This window comes from Micromonospora sp. NPDC005806 (assembly GCF_042871425.1).
Taxonomy (GTDB): domain Bacteria; phylum Actinomycetota; class Actinomycetes; order Mycobacteriales; family Micromonosporaceae; genus Micromonospora.
Genome location: NZ_JBIAIL010000002.1, coordinates 360,895 through 375,891 on the forward strand (window position 1 = coordinate 360,895; position 14,997 = coordinate 375,891).

Below are 14,997 nucleotides of genomic sequence, written 5' to 3' on the forward strand. Positions count from 1 at the left end.
ACGAGGACACTCGTCGATGTTGGCGCGGTTTTCCGTCGGTAAAGGAGCATGGTATGAGGCGTATCGCGGCACTGGTCGTGACCGTGATGGTCGCGCTGGGGATCGGCGTTCTGATCCAGCCGTCGTCGGCGCTGGCCTCGGTGAGCGGAGGCGGCTGCACCGCATCGGCAAATCGGGACGGCCCCTACAATTGGACGGCGTCGGCCTGCATCTCGTACAACACGCTCATGTACCGGGTCGAGTGGGATGGCTACATCGACCACCGCGGGACCAACTGCAGCGACCTGTACCTGAAGCTCTACCGCAACGGAAGCGAAATCTCCCTTTACCACGTCGGCTGCCCCTCGACCGGACACATTCCCCTGCAGTACTACTACACGAAGGTGACCGGCGACTACCAGTCGCGCCTGGAGATCAAATACGCTGGTATCCCTTCCACATACGTCTGGAAAAGCCCAACGTCCTATCTTCGATAGGGGGATGGCCCGCCTGGTTCGCGCGATGCCCCGGGCGGGCCGTGGTCGTACTGGAGCCCCCGGGCGGGATGGAACCAGCGACATCTCGCTTACAAGGCGAATTCGGCAAGAGTTGCATTGTCCGCCGGTGTCCTCCGGGTCCGGCTGCGAACCGACCCCCGTTCGCACTCGTCCAGCCCCGGCCGCCACCGTTGATGTCAACGACTGATGTCAGCGCTGATCCTGCAGTCTGCGGCGGCTGGCAGGATGGGGAGCCGGGCGGGGTGGTGGTCGGCGCCACCCACCGGCGCTCAGGAAGGGAGGCGAGGGCTGATGACGTCGTGGGAGTCGTTCACCCTTGCTGAACAGACCCTGCTGCGTTGCGCCATGTCGGACAGCTGGCTCGCGGCGACGGTGCAGGCCTACGGGGTGAATCTGAGGTGGGCGGGGGCCGTTGGGGCTCCTCCGCCGCGCAGCTATACCGAGCACGAGCAGCATGCACTGGTTCCGATGCTGGCCGCGGTGGCCACGGGTCTGGTCGACCGTGGCCTGCTGACCATCCGTGAGTCGGCCAACGCGGTTTCCTCCGACGCTGACACCACCCTGGACGGCAGCCGCCTGCGCGCGATCCTCACGACCGCGGACAACTGGGTCTGGTCACCGCGTCGCCCATCCGGCATCCGGCTGTCCGCCACTCGAACCGCGCATGAGCAGTGGTTCGACGACGCATACCCGACCCTCGACAGCAGCGGCCTCACCCAATGGGATGAGCTGGGCGTGGATCAGCGCAGGGTCCTGGTCTGCGCCGCTGAGGCCAGCGGGATGCTGACGGGACCGTTCGGCATTTTGGACGGCCCGCCGGCTGATCTGGACGCCGGACGGCGCCTGGACTGGATGGATCGGCAGACGGCCCCTCTGGCGCAGTTCGTCGACGACGGCTTGATCGAGGTTCGCCGCAACCTTGATCCAGCCGGCGACGAATTCACGGTCATCGCGGTGGACCGCCTGCGCGACACGCTAGCCGATCCCGCCCTCTGGTCCGATGACCTCGACTGGGGTGTCGGGGTGGGATGCGTGTTCACCTACGCCGGACTGGCGGTGTGGCGCGGCGCTTGGAGCAGCGCCTGGAACGCACGACTGACGTTCGAGTGACCTAGATGGGCACGGCTCGTGAGTATGCGGGCCGGCCAGAAAATCTGCTGACTCAGGCCGGGAAACCCCGGCGGAAGAGGCGCTCGGCGAGGACGAGAGGGGCCTGTGACCTGCGCCGGGGCACCTCTCCTAGAAGGACGACCCCCGTCGGGGGGAGCCTGGTCGTGCTTGTCAGCCACCGCCGACAGATGCCATCCCGTCCGCTCACGCAGGGCAGCTAGGCCATTCGTTCCGCCCGTTGTCGTCGCGCAGCGGACTGTTTGCTGACTCGCTGCTGACTCCGCCTGGTTGCTCGCGCCCGACATGCCGACTCGGTCCGCGATCGTCCGCTGATGCTCGCCGGCTTGGCTGCTCAGCGCGACACTGACCTCGCTAGCAGAGCTCGAACACCGCTACCACAGAGGCAAGCCATCCACAAGCTAGGTGCAGTAGATGGTGGACTGGACGGCGATTTGCAACCCTTCCTCTTAGCGCAATGAACGGCACCCATGGCCGGGGCGCCGCTCATACGATCGCGCACTTGTCGCTCGGCGTGACAAAGAGGAGGTCCATATGACCATTGCAAGGCAACGGGAGACCGGCCATCGGGTCAGAGATGATCGGGGCCGAGTGGCCCTGCGCTACATCCACGCACTACGAGGTCTGCTCCTCGCCCTTGCGGCCCTGGCTACGCCGGTTGTGCCCCTGCTGATCGTGCTACTTGAGAGACGCTGACCGAACCTCAGGGCCGCCATCCCGACACTTCTATGGAGGTCACCTCCGCCGGCCACCCCCGCTGATGCCGCTACCGAACGTCGTCGGATGACATCTGGTGTCGCCCTGCCGCTTCAAAGCACGTGACATCACGGCATTGCGTCGTTGCTTGCCGCCCCATGGTGGTCGTTTCGCTGCCTCTACGCTGTCTGCGAGGAGCAGACCACACGGGTACAGGTAGGGACAGAAACACTTATCCACAGCCCCACGTATCCACCGCCTCACTGGCCCATAGGCCAGTGAGCTGCAGAAACGCCTCCAACTATGACCGAGGCTCCCGGTTATCCACATACTGCGTCCGGACTTGTACGGTGACCTGCATTCCTTACCGGGCGGAAGCACGGCCGACTTCCGACATAAGCCAAGCTGGCACCAGGAGAGAAGGAGGTCTATGGCATCACGACGGAACCGGCGGAGCAGCGGCCGTGCTCTTCGACTCAGGAGAGGCTGGCTGGGAGAAGCAAGTACCTTGCTTACCGCGCTAGCAAGCGTCGTTGCCGCTGTCGCGGCGCTCGCGAACGCGTTGGCAAGTGATCGATGAGTTCACGCTGTGGATCCCGACACCAATGCACAGGCGCGAGAGTCAGGCGGAATCTGTGCATCGCGTCCGCAGACAGGGGTCCGGGAACGGCTGCACGCTCGGAGGTAAGTCCATGCCAGTGCGCCTCAGCGTGCTGCCGGCCGGCGTGGTTGCTCTGTCAGCATTGCTGTCGGCAGCAGTCCCCGGCAGCGCCCAGCCCGCCTGACCCCTCCCCCGTGAGTACGGAGGGTGGGTGCTCACTGTAAATCCGTCGCGAAAGCTACAGAGGTTCGAATCCTCTACCCGCCACCAAGTGCGAGAACGGCCCCTGACCAGCAGAAATGCGGTCGGGGGCCGATCTTGTCTAGTCCCGCTGAGTCCAGCCGTTACCCGCCATCGCTCACAGTCCGGGGGCGTATCCGGGGGGAGCATCGGACGCCCGGATCATCCGTCGGGAAATCGGACAACCGCCGGCGCCTGCTCAGACGCAACGCACCAGCCGGAAGCGCTGGGTCAGCACCAGCGTGTCGTCATCGACGGTGAAGCCGGGGTCGCCGAGCTCTGCGCGCACGTCCGCGCTGTGCCAGAACGTCTCGTGCCCCGCCCGCCACTGCGCCACCGACTCATCACCCTCGCCCTCGTCGAGGGCGTGTTGCAGGTCGACATCGGCCAGCCGGACTACCCGCACCTCGGTCAGCTCGATCACCGCGACCCGCCGGTCTTCAGAGTCCACCACCGCCGATCGTTGGCCGACCTCCGGCAGCGGCTCGTTCGCGCGCTCGTATCCGAGCACCAGGGCGGAAGTCGAGGTCTTCGCGCCGGACAGGATCGCCGCCACCAGCTTGTCCCGTAGCGGCCCGGGAAACGCGAACTCCGCCCGCGGAAGATCATCGAGGTCCATGCTAGGAAGGGTACGCGAGCGGTTAGCCGCGACTGACGTCTCGCTTACAAGGCGCTTTCGGCGAGAGTCGTAGCGTCCGCTGACGTCCACCGGGCCCGGCCCGGAGGCGACATCCGTCCGCGCTGGTCCGGCCTCGGCCGCCACCGTTGATGTCAAGGGGTGATGTCAAGTTGCCTCCGCGGTCGGCGCTCAGGCAAGCGAGGGCCGGTTCGTGCATTTCCGCTGGAAGTAAGAGCCCCAGCTCTCCGACCTCACATCTGACTCCCGACACAGCTTCTGGCCTGCTGAAACGCCTTCCGTCGACTTCCGGCGTCTTCCGCCGTTACTCGCGCTCAGTTGTGCCGGATTTGTGCCCGGCCCTGAACGTATGGATCGCTGGCAAGGCGGTCGCTAGCCTCTGCTGCGTGCAACAGCTGCGGGACCTTGCCATTCGACTGGCCATGGGAGAGTCCATCGGCGATGACCTGCCGATGGCGGCTGCTCATGCTCTCACCCGCGGCGTCGACTCTCCGACCTTGTGTGAGCTCGCTGGCCTGTCGAAGGGACAGCCGCGGGAAGCGATTGACCTGTTCCGGCAGGCGATGGCTGAGCTTGGCTGGCCGGTCCCGGACGAGAGCGTCGCACGGCTGCACCTGATGCGCAAGGCAGCGTCGGACATCCTTGCTGGACGGGGCGACCCTGAGGACCTGGCGCACGAGATCTATTGGCAGGCCTGCTATTCGGGACTGCCGGAGCTACGAGCGGTCGGCGATCGCTTCCTGGAGTTGTACGCCGGCTGCGACGCGATGTACGACCAGCCGGAGGGAGCGGTGGCGGCCATGAAGGCAGCGGCGCAGTCGTTCCTCCGCGACCACCCGGCCTAGCGGCCATCCGCTACCTCCATGCGCTCCAGACCGGTTTGGGCGGCCGAACGCGACTAATGAACTCCTCGTCCCGAACGCGGTGTCGAAGCATCGTCCGCTGCCATCAGCTGCCATCCCGTGCCGCTCGGCTCGGCTACCACCCCGCCTGTTGTCGCCACGTGTCGCCCGTATGCGGCCCGTTCGCTGCCTCCTTGCTGCCTCAGCCTCGGCCCGACAGCTCTCTCCCGGCACCGGCATCCTGGCCGCAATCACCAAGGAAGCTCCAGCTCGGGAACCGGTCTCGAGCTCAGGGCTTCTCCCCGCTTGTTCCCGCCCGCCGATAGCGGTGTGCCGGGCGGGTGGTTAGATAGGTAAGGCTCCCCTAACGCGGGGTAGGTATCGCAAAGGTTCAGGAGTGCGTTCCATGTCATCCAGCCAGATCGCCCTGCTGGGCGCGATCGCCGGGTTCACCATCTTCCTCGGCCTGCCGATCGGCCGGCTGCGCCAGCCGGCTCCCCGACTCAAGGCGGCCCTCAACGGCATCGCCATCGGCGTGCTCGTATTCCTCGCGTGGGACATCCTCACCCACGCATGGGAGCCCACCGACACGGCGCTGGCCGACCACAAGTGGGGCGCCGCGGCGACGGGCGGCATCGTGCTCGCGATTGGCCTGGCCGTGGGCATGGCCGGCCTCGTCTACTACGACAAGGCGATGGCCGCCCGTCGCACCCGCGCGCAGCAGGTGACCACGCCCGCTGCCGTACTGGTGGGCGCTCCCAGCACCGCTGCCGCGCCAGTCACAGAGCCGGCCGTCACCCCGGCACCCGGCCGCTCCGCCGCAGCCCACCTGGCGCTGATGATCGCCGTGGGCATCGGCCTGCATAACTTCGCCGAGGGCCTGGCGATCGGCAACTCCGCCGCCGGCGGCGAGCTGTCCCTTGCCGTCCTGCTGGTGATCGGCTTTGCCCTACACAACGCGACGGAGGGCTTCGGCATTGTCGCCCCGCTGGCCGGCGACCCGGAGCGCCCCTCGTGGGGACGCCTGGCCCTGCTCGGCCTCATCGGCGGTGGACCCACCTTCGTCGGCACACTGATCGGGCAGAGCGTCGTAAACGACACCCTCGCCATCGCCTTCCTCGGACTGGCGGCCGGCTCGGTGCTCTACGTCGTCATCGAGCTCCTCGCCGTCGCGCGCCGTACCGGGCTTAAGGAGCTCACCACCTGGTGCATCCTCGGCGGCCTCGCCCTCGGCTTCATCACCGACGGCATCCTCGTCGCCGCCGGCGCCTGACCTTCGAACCGGCCAGCCGGCAGGCACACCGCCCAGGCCATGTATCGTCCCGAACCTATGGATTGCCGGCGAGCGGTTGCTAACGGGCCGGTTCGCAGGTCGCGAGCCCCCGGCCGGTCGGTCAGGGGCTATGACGGTCCGGTGGGTTGCTGTACTTCCGTGCTGTACGGCGACCAGGTCGAGACGGAGCTTCGACCCCCGTCGGGGGGATGCGGTCCCAAGCTGCCACCGGCTGCCAACTGGTGCCGATCCGCGTTCACGAGCAGGTACCGAGCGTCGTCGGTTCATGTCCACGGTCAACCCGCACCGACTGCCGAGCGGCCTTCCTGCCGCTGATGCGCGCCCCATCCCGCCGGCTCTCGATCGCACCGGCCGCTATGCCGGTCCCCGAATCCGCTGATCGGCCCAGCACGGCCTTCCTGCCGTCCACGATGGCCAGGATTCGCTCCTCTCCACGGGTGGGGGCAGCCTGCGGCCACCGCCGGATGCCGATATCCCAGGCTCCCCACCCGTGCCGGCCACGATCACCGAATCCACGAGCGTGAAAGGACATGACACCCATCGGCGGGAAGTGGCACGACCACGATTCCGCCCTCCGGCGTCAGCCGCCCTCTTGGCGGTGCCAGGAGACACGACGAACACCACCAGCGGACATGCGTCCATGGCTGGTGGTGCTTCGTCTCCCGTCCCTGCCACCCCCTGATGAGGAGACAGCCGTGTCCACCCCGCTCACCCTGCACCGTCTACCGGGCCTGGCCGTCGGCCGTGACGCCCAAGCCCTGCACCGCGCCGCCTCTCCGGAGTTCTCCGGCTGGCTGGAGCACACCCGCCCCCCCGGCGGCTGCGCTCGCCCGATCCGCCTCACCGGCACCATCGCCGCCGTCGACCGGAACACCGGCCGCATCACCGGCCGGCTGCACACCGACGAGATGCCCGACCGCACGCTCTACAAGGCGTGCGGCAACCGCCGCGAATCGGTCTGCCCGGACTGCGCGTGGGTCTACCAGGGCGACGCCTACCAAGTCGTCTGTCGCGGTCTGACCGGCGGCAAGGGCATCCCCGCCTCGGTCGGCCGGCACCCGGTCGTCTTCGCCACCTTCACCGCGCCGTCCTTCGGCCCGGTTCACCACCGGCCCGTCGCCCGACACACCTGCCGCAGCCGGCAGCGCTGCGACTGCCGCCCCGCGCCCTGCCGCGCCCGCAGCAACGCCGGCACCTGCCCGCACGGGCAGCCCGCGGCGTGCTTCGCCCGACACGACGCCGACGACCCACGGCTTGGGCGGCCGTTGTGCCTGGACTGCTACGACCACGACCACCAAGTCGTGTGGAACTACTTCTCAGGGGAGTTGTGGCGGCGTACCAAGCAGGCCATCGAACGCCGCCTCGCCGCCCTCTGCCGCAAGCGCGGCATCCCCTTCATTCGGGTCGTCACCGCCTCGGGCAAGGTCCGCTGGGTGCCGCCCGTGCGGGTGTCGCACGGCAAGGTCGCCGAGATGCAGCGCCGGGCAGCGGTGCACTTCCACGTCCTGCTACGCCTCGACGGCGTCGACCCCGACGACCCGGACGCTCTCGTGCCGCCGCCGGCCGGCATCACCGTCGACGACCTGGAAGACGCGGTCCGCGTCGCCGCCTCCCGGATCACTGTCACAACACCCGCGCACCCCGACCGGCCGCAAGGTTGGCTGGTCGCCTGGGGTGAGCAGGTCGACGTCCGGCGCATCAACACCGCTGGCGGTGAGCTGACCGATGGCAAGGTGGCCGCCTACCTCGCCAAGTACGCCACCAAGGCGACGGAGGCCACCGGCCACTGCTCCACCCGGCTCACCCCGGCCACGATCGACGACTACGCCGACCCGGAAGGCGATCACCTCGCCCGCCTCATCGACGCCTGTTGGCATCTCGGCTGCCCCACCCACACCGACACTGCCAGCGGCGCCGCAACCGCCGACGCCCGTCAAGACAGCCTTGACACCAAATCCCGCCCCTACGCCGGGCTGCGCCGATGGGCACACATGCTCGGCTTCGGCGGCCACTTCCTCACCAAAGCCCGCCGCTACTCCGTCACCTTCCGCCTGCTCCGCGACACCCGCGCCACCTACCGACGCGAAGAGGACGACGAACCAACAGACACCCTCACGGTTGGCACCCTCACCTACGTCGGGTCCGGCTGGCTTTCCGAAGGCGACGCCCTGCTCGCCAACACCGCCGCAAGACAGCGGCGCGAGAGCAGACGCGTCGGCCGGGAAGAACTCGCCCACGAAGCCTGGCTCACCGGAGCCGCCGCGTGAACCACGACCTCCGCCCCCGCTGGTACTCGCCGGCAGAAGTCGCCGTGCTGCTTGGCTTCGGCATCTCCAAGGTCAAGATGAAGATCGCCACCGGCGAACTGCGCTCCATCAAGGACGGCAAGTACCGCCGCATCCTCCCCGAATGGGTCGACGACTACATCCGCGAACAGGTCGAACGCGAGGAGGCCGCCTGATGCCCGCACGCGCCCGAGCCAACGGCGAAGGCTCGATCTTCCCGTACCGCAACGGCTTCGCCGCCTACGTCTGGGTCACCAAGCCCGACGGCAAGCGCACCCGCAAGTACGTCTACGGACAGACCCGCGAAGCGGTCCACGACAAGTGGATCAGGCTGCACCAGCAGGCCAAGGCCGGTCCGGTCGTCACCCGCCTGCCCACTCTCGCCGGCTACCTCGACTCGTGGCTCCGTGACGTCGTTGAGCCGAACCTCGCCCCCGCAACGGTGGCCAACTACGACATGTTCGTCCGCCTCTACATTGCGCCGGAACTGGGATCCCGCCGACTCGACAAGCTGACGGTCCGGGACGTGCAGACCTGGCTCAACCAGCTCCGGTCCGTCTGCCAGTGCTGCCTACAGGGCAAGGACGCCGCCCGACCCGAGGGCAAGCGGAAATGCTGCGCCGCCGGCCGCTGCTGCCAACGAACCGTCTCCGAACGGACCGCCCGCGACGCCTGGACGACGCTCCGCGCCGCGTTGAACAACGCCGTCCGGGACGAACTGCTCACCCGCAACCCGGCGGCGTTGCTGCGGGTGGCCAAGCCCCGCCCGCGCACGGACAAGCCGTGGTCCGTCGACGAGGTCCGTCAGTTTCTGGAGTCGGCCCGCGCCGACGGCGACCCGCTCTACGCCGCATACGTGCTGATCCTCGTCCTCGGGCTGCGCCGGGGTGAGGTGCTGGGCCTGCGGTGGGAGGATGTCGACTTGGCCGCCAACGAGCTGTCGGTGGCTTACCAGCTCCAGCGCATCCGCCGGCAACTCCTGCACCGGGAGACCAAGACGGAGGCGTCGGACGCGACCCTGCCCCTGCCGGCCACCTGTGCCACGGCCCTGCTCTCCCGTCGGGAAGATCACAAGCGGCACCAGGAGCACGCCGGCCGGGCCTGGCAGGACAGCGGCTTGGTCTTCACCACCCGCCTCGGCACGCCGATCGAGCCGAGGAACTTCCACCGCGAGTTCAAGACCCGCTGCCGGAAGGCGGGCGTCCGGGAGATCTCCGTGCACACCACCCGGCGCACCTGCGCCACCCTGCTGGTGGCCCTCGACGTCCACCCCCGGATCATGATGCGGATCCTGCGGCACAGCCAGATCGCCGTAACCATCAACATCTACGCCCAGGTCGCCTCGGAAGCGACCGAGACAGCTCTCACCCGGCTCGGCGAGCAGTTCCTCTAGCCACAGCCAACCTCAACCATAGGCGTACTCGTCCACGTCAAGCGCTGCTCGCGTCAGCCGGAGAAACTCCAACACCCGGGCGTCGACGTGCCAGCCCAACAACTGGTGCTGACCGGCGAGCTTCTCCAGTCCTTCGACCGGGCCGGTCAGGTCTTCTTCCTCGCCGTCCGGATGCTCGAACACACGGACGACTTGCAGCACGCTCGCGCCCGGCTCTCCATCGACGTTGTCCAGTTCCACGGCCAGTTCCCCGATGCGTTCCGCATGGTCGAAGAGTCGATCCACGATCCGGTTGATCTGTTCCTCCACCGTCAACCCAGGCTTGCGACATGTGATCTTCCACCGGTGGCTGGCGGGCCTGGCAGGGCTGGCCAGACAGCTGCCACGAACGACAATCTCGTCTGGTTCGAGGCCGAGCCTCGCCGCTATCTCGGCGGCCGAAACCCACTTGGAGCTCGGCGCGAAATACACGTATTGGGAGACGATCACCGGCGGACCCTACCCAAGCAGGTGCCTCCGGTGCTGCCGGGTTCCTGCTGTACTTCGCTGCTGTACAAGATCGAAAAAGGCCGTCTCCCACCACGGGAAACGGCCTTTGACCTGGGGTGGAGCTGAGGGGATTTGAACCCCTGACCCCCTCGATGCGAACGAGGTGCGCTACCGGTCTGCGCCACAGCCCCTCCGCTGGCGTACCAGCGTCGGTCCCACCCGGCTTTCACCGGGCGGGCCGGCGACAAGGCTAACAGGTCACCGGCCCCCGGTGCGAATCGCCCCACCAGAGGAGGGGATCTTGGCGGGGAAAGGCCCCGAAGGGGCCGACACCTCCCACGAGAGCCGAGCTAGTCCCGGCCACCCTCGGGCACGTAGGTCAGGTTCAGCACGCCGCTCTTGAACGTCTCGCTGCTCACCAGGCGCAACGGGTAGGTCGGCGTCTCCTCGAACAGCCGCTGCCCGCGCCCCACGGCGATCGGGTGGACCAGCAGCCGCAGCTCGTCCAGCAGCCCGTTGGCCAGTAGCCAGCGGACCGTGGTGGCGCTGCCCGACATGGCGATCTCCCCGTCGGACTGCTCCTTGATCTCCCGCAGTCGGGCTGCGACCGACTCGCCGGAGAGCAGGGTCGAGTTCTGCCAGGTGGCCTCGGTGAGCGTGTTGGACAGGACGTACTTCGGCACCGAGTTGATGAAGGACGCGAAGTCGCCGTCCTCGCCCCCGGTCTGGTTCGGCCAGTACTCCGCCCACTCCTGGTACTGCCGGCGCCCCATCAGGAACGCCGTGGCCGCCTCCACCCCGCGGCCGACGGCGGCACCCATCTCGTCGTCGAAGTAGGGGAAGTGCCACTGGTCGGGCCGCTCCACGACGCTGTCCAGCGAGATGAAGAAGTTCGACACGATCTTGGCCATGATGAGCTCCCTGTGCGCCCGTCGCGGCCGGCCCTGCGCCGGCCTTCACCAACCCGTCGAACGGCACCCGCCGGATTCGACAACGCGCCCAAAAAATCTTGAGCGTCAGGCGCTGTGCGAGCCGCGGCCGGCCTCGTAGGCACGGCCGCGCAGGCCGCCGGCGCGGCGGTAGGAGACGGATCCGCCGCTCGCCGCCGGTGGCAGGTCGGCCGGGCGGTCCAGGCCCATCGCCGTACGCCGGACCGCCTCGCGCTGGGCGGCCAGGCGCCGCTGCGCTTCCCGGCGGGCGGCGGCGCGGCGGGCCTGCTCACGACGCACCTCGGCCTGGCGGGCGGCCAGCCAGGCCGCCTCCCGGGCCCCCGCGCGCCGCCGCCGGCGCTCGGCCAGGGCGCGCTGGCGCAGGTGTACGACGTACGCCATGAGCAGGGTGCCGGTGACTGAGACGCTGATCCAGAACCCGGGGCTGACCAGCACCACGCCGATCAGCTCGACGAAGTTGAGCAGCAGGAGCGCGGCGAGCACTCGGCGCCGGCGGTAGATGGCCGGGGTGTGTCGGCGCTTCGGTGGGTGCCGCCGGCGGGACTTGGCCGGGGCGGGCGGGACCGACCGGAGCCGGCCGGAGCGGCGCCGCGCCGGGGGTGCCGAGACCGGCGGAGCCAGACTCCCCGTGTCGGCATCTTCACTGAGGGTGATCACTAGCGCACGCGGCGGGTGCATCGGTCGCCGTCCGGGCACGGTGCGACGTCGACGGCGGCGCTGGAGCACCCGCGCCGTCGACTGCGCCCGCTCCGCCACCAGCCGCTCGGTGGCGTCGTACCGACGGACCAGCGCCGGCGCGAGGGCGAGCAGACCGGCGGCGGCGAGGACGGCGAGGAGCACCGAGGTCGGCACCCTCACCCCTCCCGTCACCGAATTCGGGGCGAGCGCCGCACGACCGCAACTTGTTCCGTCGTCCGTCGTTTACGGCGCAGATCGTGCGGGCCTCGCAGCGCTTGCCACAGCTTGCAGTTACTTGAGGTTACGGGCCGCCGACCGGGTTCCCCGGACGCCGCGCCGGGCGCGGCGGGTGGGACGGTTCACCCTCGACTGTCACGTACGCGGTGCCACCGCCGCAGCAGCCCGCCCTCGGCAACCACTTCCTCGCTGGTCATCGCGTATCCGATGTGGTCCCGCCAGGTGCCGTCGATGTGCATGTAGCGGACGTGGTACGCCTCCTCGCGGAAGCCCAGCTTCTCCACCACCCGGCGGGACGGGGTGTTCTCCGGCCGGATGTTCACCTCGATCCGGTGCAGCCCGCCGGGGCCGAAGCCGTGGTCCACGGCGAGGGCCACCGCGGTGGGGATCACCCCGCGGCCGGCCACTCTGGAGTCCACCCAGTAGCCGACGTACCCGGAGCAGAACGCCCGGCGGACGATGCTGCCGATGTTGAGGTGCCCGACCAGCCGTTCCTGCCCGTGTTCGCGCAGGCAGACGGCGAACGGCATGCCCTCGCCGGTACGCGCGGAGCGGCGCTGGTCGGCGTGGACGAAGCGGAACGCGGCCGGCGAGTTCAGTTCGTCCCAGCTCCCCGGTACCTGCGACTCCCACGGGGACAGCCAGGCCTGGTTGGCGCGCCGGATCTCCGACCAGGCCGCCGCGTCGGAGCGCCGGTACGGCCGCAGCACCACCGGACCGTCCACCAGCACCGCCGGCCAGCCCGGCGGCCGTCGGAACATCACCGGCGTCGGTCCAGCAGCAGGACGTCCACCGTGGAGCCCGCGGCGGCGGTGGTGACCCGCTCGCCGAGGACCAGCAGGCCGTTCGCCTCGGCCAGGCCGGAGAGGGTGAACGGCCCGCCGGCGAGCGGCTGGACGGTGTAACCGCCGCCGCGTCGCTCGGCCACGTGCGCCGGGCGGAACTCGCGCAGCCCCGCCGGAGACGAGACCGTCTCCAGCAGGTGCGCCCGCACGCTGGGCCGGAACACCGGCTCGGCGCCGGCCAGCAGCTGGATGGCCGGCCGGGCCAGCACCTCGAAGCCGATCAGCGCCGCGCCGGGCTCACCGGGAAGACACACCACCGGCACCTCCTCGGCGCCGACCGTACCGAATCCGAGGGCCGTTCCGGGATAGAGGGCCACCTCGGTGAAGGTCACCGGCCCGGCGCGGCCGCCCTCGCGCCGGGACAGGATCCGGCGGACCATGTCGCCGGGGCCGGTGCCGGTGCCGCCGGTGGTGATGATCAGGTCGGCCCGCAAGGTCTGGTCCTCCAGCAGGCCGCGCAGCGCCTCCGGGTCGTCGTCGCAGATCCCCACCCGGTACGCGAGCGCGCCCGCCTCGGCCGCGGCGGCGGTCAGCGCGTGCGAGTTGGTGTCCACCACCTGGCCGGGCTGGCTGCCCCGGCCGACGTCGACCAGCTCGTCGCCGGTGGCCACGATGACCACCCGCGGGCTGGGCCGGACCACCACGTGCCCGATGCCGGTGGCGGCGAAGACGGCGACCAGAGCCGGCGAGACGTACGTGCCGGCGCGGGCGAGCAGGGTGCCGGCGGGCAACTCCTCACCGGCACGGCGGACGCCGTACCCGCGCTTGGGGGCGCGAAAGATCTCCACCGCGGCCATGCCCTGGTCGGTCCACTCCACCGGGACGACCACGTCGGCGGCGATGGGCAGCGGCGCGCCGGCCGCCACCGAGAAGCAGGAGCCGGGGGTGAGCCGGACCGGCCGCCAGCTCGCCGCGCCCAGGTCGCCGACCACGTTCAGCCGGATGCTGCGGCCGCCGGGCATACCGGAGGGGGCCGGGACGTAGCCCGGCCCCCGACTCCCTCCGGAGATGTCCTCCCAGCGCGCTGCGTACCCGTCCACCGCCGCCTGGTCGAAGGCGGGGAACGAGTGCGGCGCGACCACGTCCTCGGCGAGAACGTTGCCGTACGCCTGGGTGAGGTCGAGGTCGAGCGGAGGCAGCGCGCGTAACCTGCGCAGCACGCTGCCCAGGTAGTCGGCGAGCGGCGTCAACTCGTTCGCGGCCGCCTCGGCGTCGGCCGTCGCGGTCATGTACTGGGACCGCCCGACGCGTCGGAGTTGACGAAGTCGGTGAGCCACTTGCGGAACTCGGCCCCGAGGTCGTCCCGCTCGACGGCGATCTGGACGACGGTCTGCAGGTAGCCGAGCGGCATGCCGGTGTCGTAGCGGGTGCCCCGGTAGACGATGGCGTGCACCGGCACCCCCTCGGTACGCAGCAGCTCCATCGCGTCGGTCAGCTGGATCTCCCCGCCGCTGCCCGGCTTCGTCCGCTTGATCGCGTCGAAGATCCGCCCGGGCAGCACGTACCGGCCCAGGACGGCCAGGTTGCTCGGCGCGTCCTCCGGCTTCGGCTTCTCCACCAGGCCGGCGACCTTGACGACCTCGGCGATGTCGTTGAACTCCGGCTCGGCCGGCTCGACCGACGCGATGCCGTACCGCGTGGTGTCGGCCGGGTCGACCTCGAAGAACGCCAGCACGACACCGCCGGTGCGGGCCTGGAGCTCCAGCATCGCCGGCAGCAGCGGCTCGGAGGGCTTGACGAACTCGTCACCGAGCAGCACCGCGAACGGCTGGTCGCCGACGTGGTGCTCGGCGTACCCGACGGCGTGGCCGAGGCCGAGCTGCTCGGGCTGCCGACAGGTGTAGATCTCGGCCAGCTCGCTGGGTCGGCGTACCGCCTCCAGCAGGTCCGGCTTCTTCTCCAGCCGGGCCTCCAGGTCGGGGCGGCGGTCGAAGTGGTCCACCATCGACGTCTTGCCGCGCCCGGTGATCAGCAGGACGTCGGTCATGCCGGCCTGGGTGGCCTCCTCGACGATGTACTGCAGCACCGGCCGGTCGACGACCGGCAGTAGCTCCTTGGGGACCGCCTTGGTGGCCGGCAGGAACCGGGTGGCCAGGCCGGCGGCCGGGATGACCGCCTTGACCGCGCGGGAGCGACCGGTCGCGGCGGTCGCTGAAGGGTTCGCTGAGTGCTCCGACATGTCGCG

Annotated in this window: 14 protein-coding genes and 1 tRNA gene; 7 read left to right on the forward strand and 8 right to left on the reverse strand. The window is 69.5% G+C overall.

The window, feature by feature from the left end; translation table 11 throughout:
• Positions 1–53: 53 nt before the first annotated feature.
• Both ACFYOS_RS04245 and ACFYOS_RS04250 read left to right on the forward strand, forming a co-directional pair.
• A complete protein-coding gene (locus tag ACFYOS_RS04245) occupies positions 54–476 on the forward strand; it encodes a hypothetical protein (RefSeq protein WP_387135947.1) in 423 nt (140 codons plus the stop codon).
• A gap of 312 nt (positions 477–788) precedes the next feature.
• Positions 789–1,607, forward strand: a complete 819-nt coding sequence (locus tag ACFYOS_RS04250; RefSeq protein ID WP_387135948.1) for a hypothetical protein — start codon at positions 789–791, stop codon at positions 1,605–1,607.
• A 1,754-nt stretch (positions 1,608–3,361) separates the two neighbouring features.
• Here ACFYOS_RS04250 and ACFYOS_RS04255 read toward each other — a convergent pair.
• Positions 3,362–3,781: an ASCH domain-containing protein gene (locus tag ACFYOS_RS04255; protein WP_387135949.1), complete on the reverse strand. Its 420-nt coding sequence runs from the start codon at positions 3,779–3,781 to the stop codon at positions 3,362–3,364.
• Between the two features lie 404 nt (positions 3,782–4,185).
• On the opposite strand from ACFYOS_RS04255, the gene ACFYOS_RS04260 reads away from it, so the two are divergent.
• From ACFYOS_RS04260 to ACFYOS_RS04280, 5 genes are all read left to right on the forward strand, one after another.
• A complete protein-coding gene (locus ACFYOS_RS04260; RefSeq protein WP_387135950.1) occupies positions 4,186–4,644 on the forward strand; it encodes a hypothetical protein in 459 nt (152 codons plus the stop codon).
• A 403-nt stretch (positions 4,645–5,047) separates the two neighbouring features.
• A complete protein-coding gene (locus tag ACFYOS_RS04265; protein WP_387135951.1) occupies positions 5,048–5,914 on the forward strand; it encodes a ZIP family metal transporter in 867 nt (288 codons plus the stop codon).
• 716 nt (positions 5,915–6,630) lie between these two features.
• The gene (locus ACFYOS_RS04270) at positions 6,631–8,202 is read left to right on the forward strand and encodes a replication initiator (RefSeq protein WP_387135952.1); all 1,572 of its coding nucleotides are present in this window, start codon (positions 6,631–6,633) and stop codon (positions 8,200–8,202) included.
• Positions 8,199–8,396, forward strand: a complete 198-nt coding sequence (locus tag ACFYOS_RS04275; protein ID WP_387135953.1) for an excisionase family DNA-binding protein — start codon at positions 8,199–8,201, stop codon at positions 8,394–8,396. Before ACFYOS_RS04270 ends, ACFYOS_RS04275 begins: the two co-directional genes overlap by 4 nt.
• Positions 8,396–9,613, forward strand: a complete 1,218-nt coding sequence (locus ACFYOS_RS04280) for a tyrosine-type recombinase/integrase (RefSeq protein WP_387135954.1) — start codon at positions 8,396–8,398, stop codon at positions 9,611–9,613. Before ACFYOS_RS04275 ends, ACFYOS_RS04280 begins: the two co-directional genes overlap by 1 nt.
• Before the next feature lie 12 nt (positions 9,614–9,625).
• Here the strand turns inward: ACFYOS_RS04280 and ACFYOS_RS04285 are convergent, their stop codons facing one another.
• The 7 genes from ACFYOS_RS04285 to ACFYOS_RS04315 all read right to left on the reverse strand — a co-directional run bounded on the left by ACFYOS_RS04285 (position 9,626) and on the right by ACFYOS_RS04315 (position 14,991).
• Positions 9,626–10,102 carry a DUF4279 domain-containing protein gene (locus ACFYOS_RS04285; RefSeq protein WP_387135955.1) on the reverse strand — a complete coding sequence of 159 codons (477 nt, stop codon included), beginning with the start codon at positions 10,100–10,102 and terminating at the stop codon, positions 9,626–9,628.
• 117 nt (positions 10,103–10,219) lie between these two features.
• Positions 10,220–10,293, reverse strand: a tRNA-Ala gene (locus ACFYOS_RS04290).
• A 159-nt stretch (positions 10,294–10,452) separates the two neighbouring features.
• Positions 10,453–11,013, reverse strand: coding sequence for a dihydrofolate reductase family protein (locus ACFYOS_RS04295; RefSeq protein ID WP_387135956.1), 561 nt, complete (start codon positions 11,011–11,013; stop codon positions 10,453–10,455).
• A gap of 105 nt (positions 11,014–11,118) precedes the next feature.
• Complete coding sequence (locus ACFYOS_RS04300) at positions 11,119–11,910, reverse strand: hypothetical protein (protein WP_387135957.1); 792 nt, start codon at positions 11,908–11,910, stop codon at positions 11,119–11,121.
• Between the two features lie 179 nt (positions 11,911–12,089).
• A complete protein-coding gene (locus ACFYOS_RS04305; protein WP_387136053.1) occupies positions 12,090–12,728 on the reverse strand; it encodes a GNAT family N-acetyltransferase in 639 nt (212 codons plus the stop codon).
• The gene (gene glp, locus ACFYOS_RS04310) at positions 12,728–14,041 is read right to left on the reverse strand and encodes a gephyrin-like molybdotransferase Glp (RefSeq protein WP_387135958.1); all 1,314 of its coding nucleotides are present in this window, start codon (positions 14,039–14,041) and stop codon (positions 12,728–12,730) included. The genes ACFYOS_RS04305 and glp overlap by 1 nt, the downstream gene beginning before the upstream one ends.
• Complete coding sequence (locus tag ACFYOS_RS04315; protein WP_387135959.1) at positions 14,038–14,991, reverse strand: UTP--glucose-1-phosphate uridylyltransferase; 954 nt, start codon at positions 14,989–14,991, stop codon at positions 14,038–14,040. Before ACFYOS_RS04315 ends, glp begins: the two co-directional genes overlap by 4 nt.
• Positions 14,992–14,997 lie beyond the last annotated feature (6 nt).

Bases quoted from the DNA above. Each gene is read 5' to 3' on its own strand.
- ACFYOS_RS04245 (WP_387135947.1), top strand. From the start codon at position 54: ATGAGGCGTATCGCGGCACTGGTCGTGACCGTGATGGTCGCGCTGGGG.
- ACFYOS_RS04250 (WP_387135948.1), top strand. From the start codon at position 789: ATGACGTCGTGGGAGTCGTTCACCCTTGCTGAACAGACCCTGCTGCGT.
- ACFYOS_RS04255 (WP_387135949.1), bottom strand. From the start codon at position 3,781: ATGGACCTCGATGATCTTCCGCGGGCGGAGTTCGCGTTTCCCGGGCCG.
- ACFYOS_RS04265 (WP_387135951.1), top strand. From the start codon at position 5,048: ATGTCATCCAGCCAGATCGCCCTGCTGGGCGCGATCGCCGGGTTCACC.
- ACFYOS_RS04280 (WP_387135954.1), top strand. From the start codon at position 8,396: ATGCCCGCACGCGCCCGAGCCAACGGCGAAGGCTCGATCTTCCCGTAC.
- ACFYOS_RS04295 (WP_387135956.1), bottom strand. From the start codon at position 11,013: ATGGCCAAGATCGTGTCGAACTTCTTCATCTCGCTGGACAGCGTCGTG.
- ACFYOS_RS04305 (WP_387136053.1), bottom strand. From the start codon at position 12,728: ATGTTCCGACGGCCGCCGGGCTGGCCGGCGGTGCTGGTGGACGGTCCG.
- glp (WP_387135958.1), bottom strand. From the start codon at position 14,041: ATGACCGCGACGGCCGACGCCGAGGCGGCCGCGAACGAGTTGACGCCG.
- ACFYOS_RS04315 (WP_387135959.1), bottom strand. From the start codon at position 14,991: ATGTCGGAGCACTCAGCGAACCCTTCAGCGACCGCCGCGACCGGTCGC.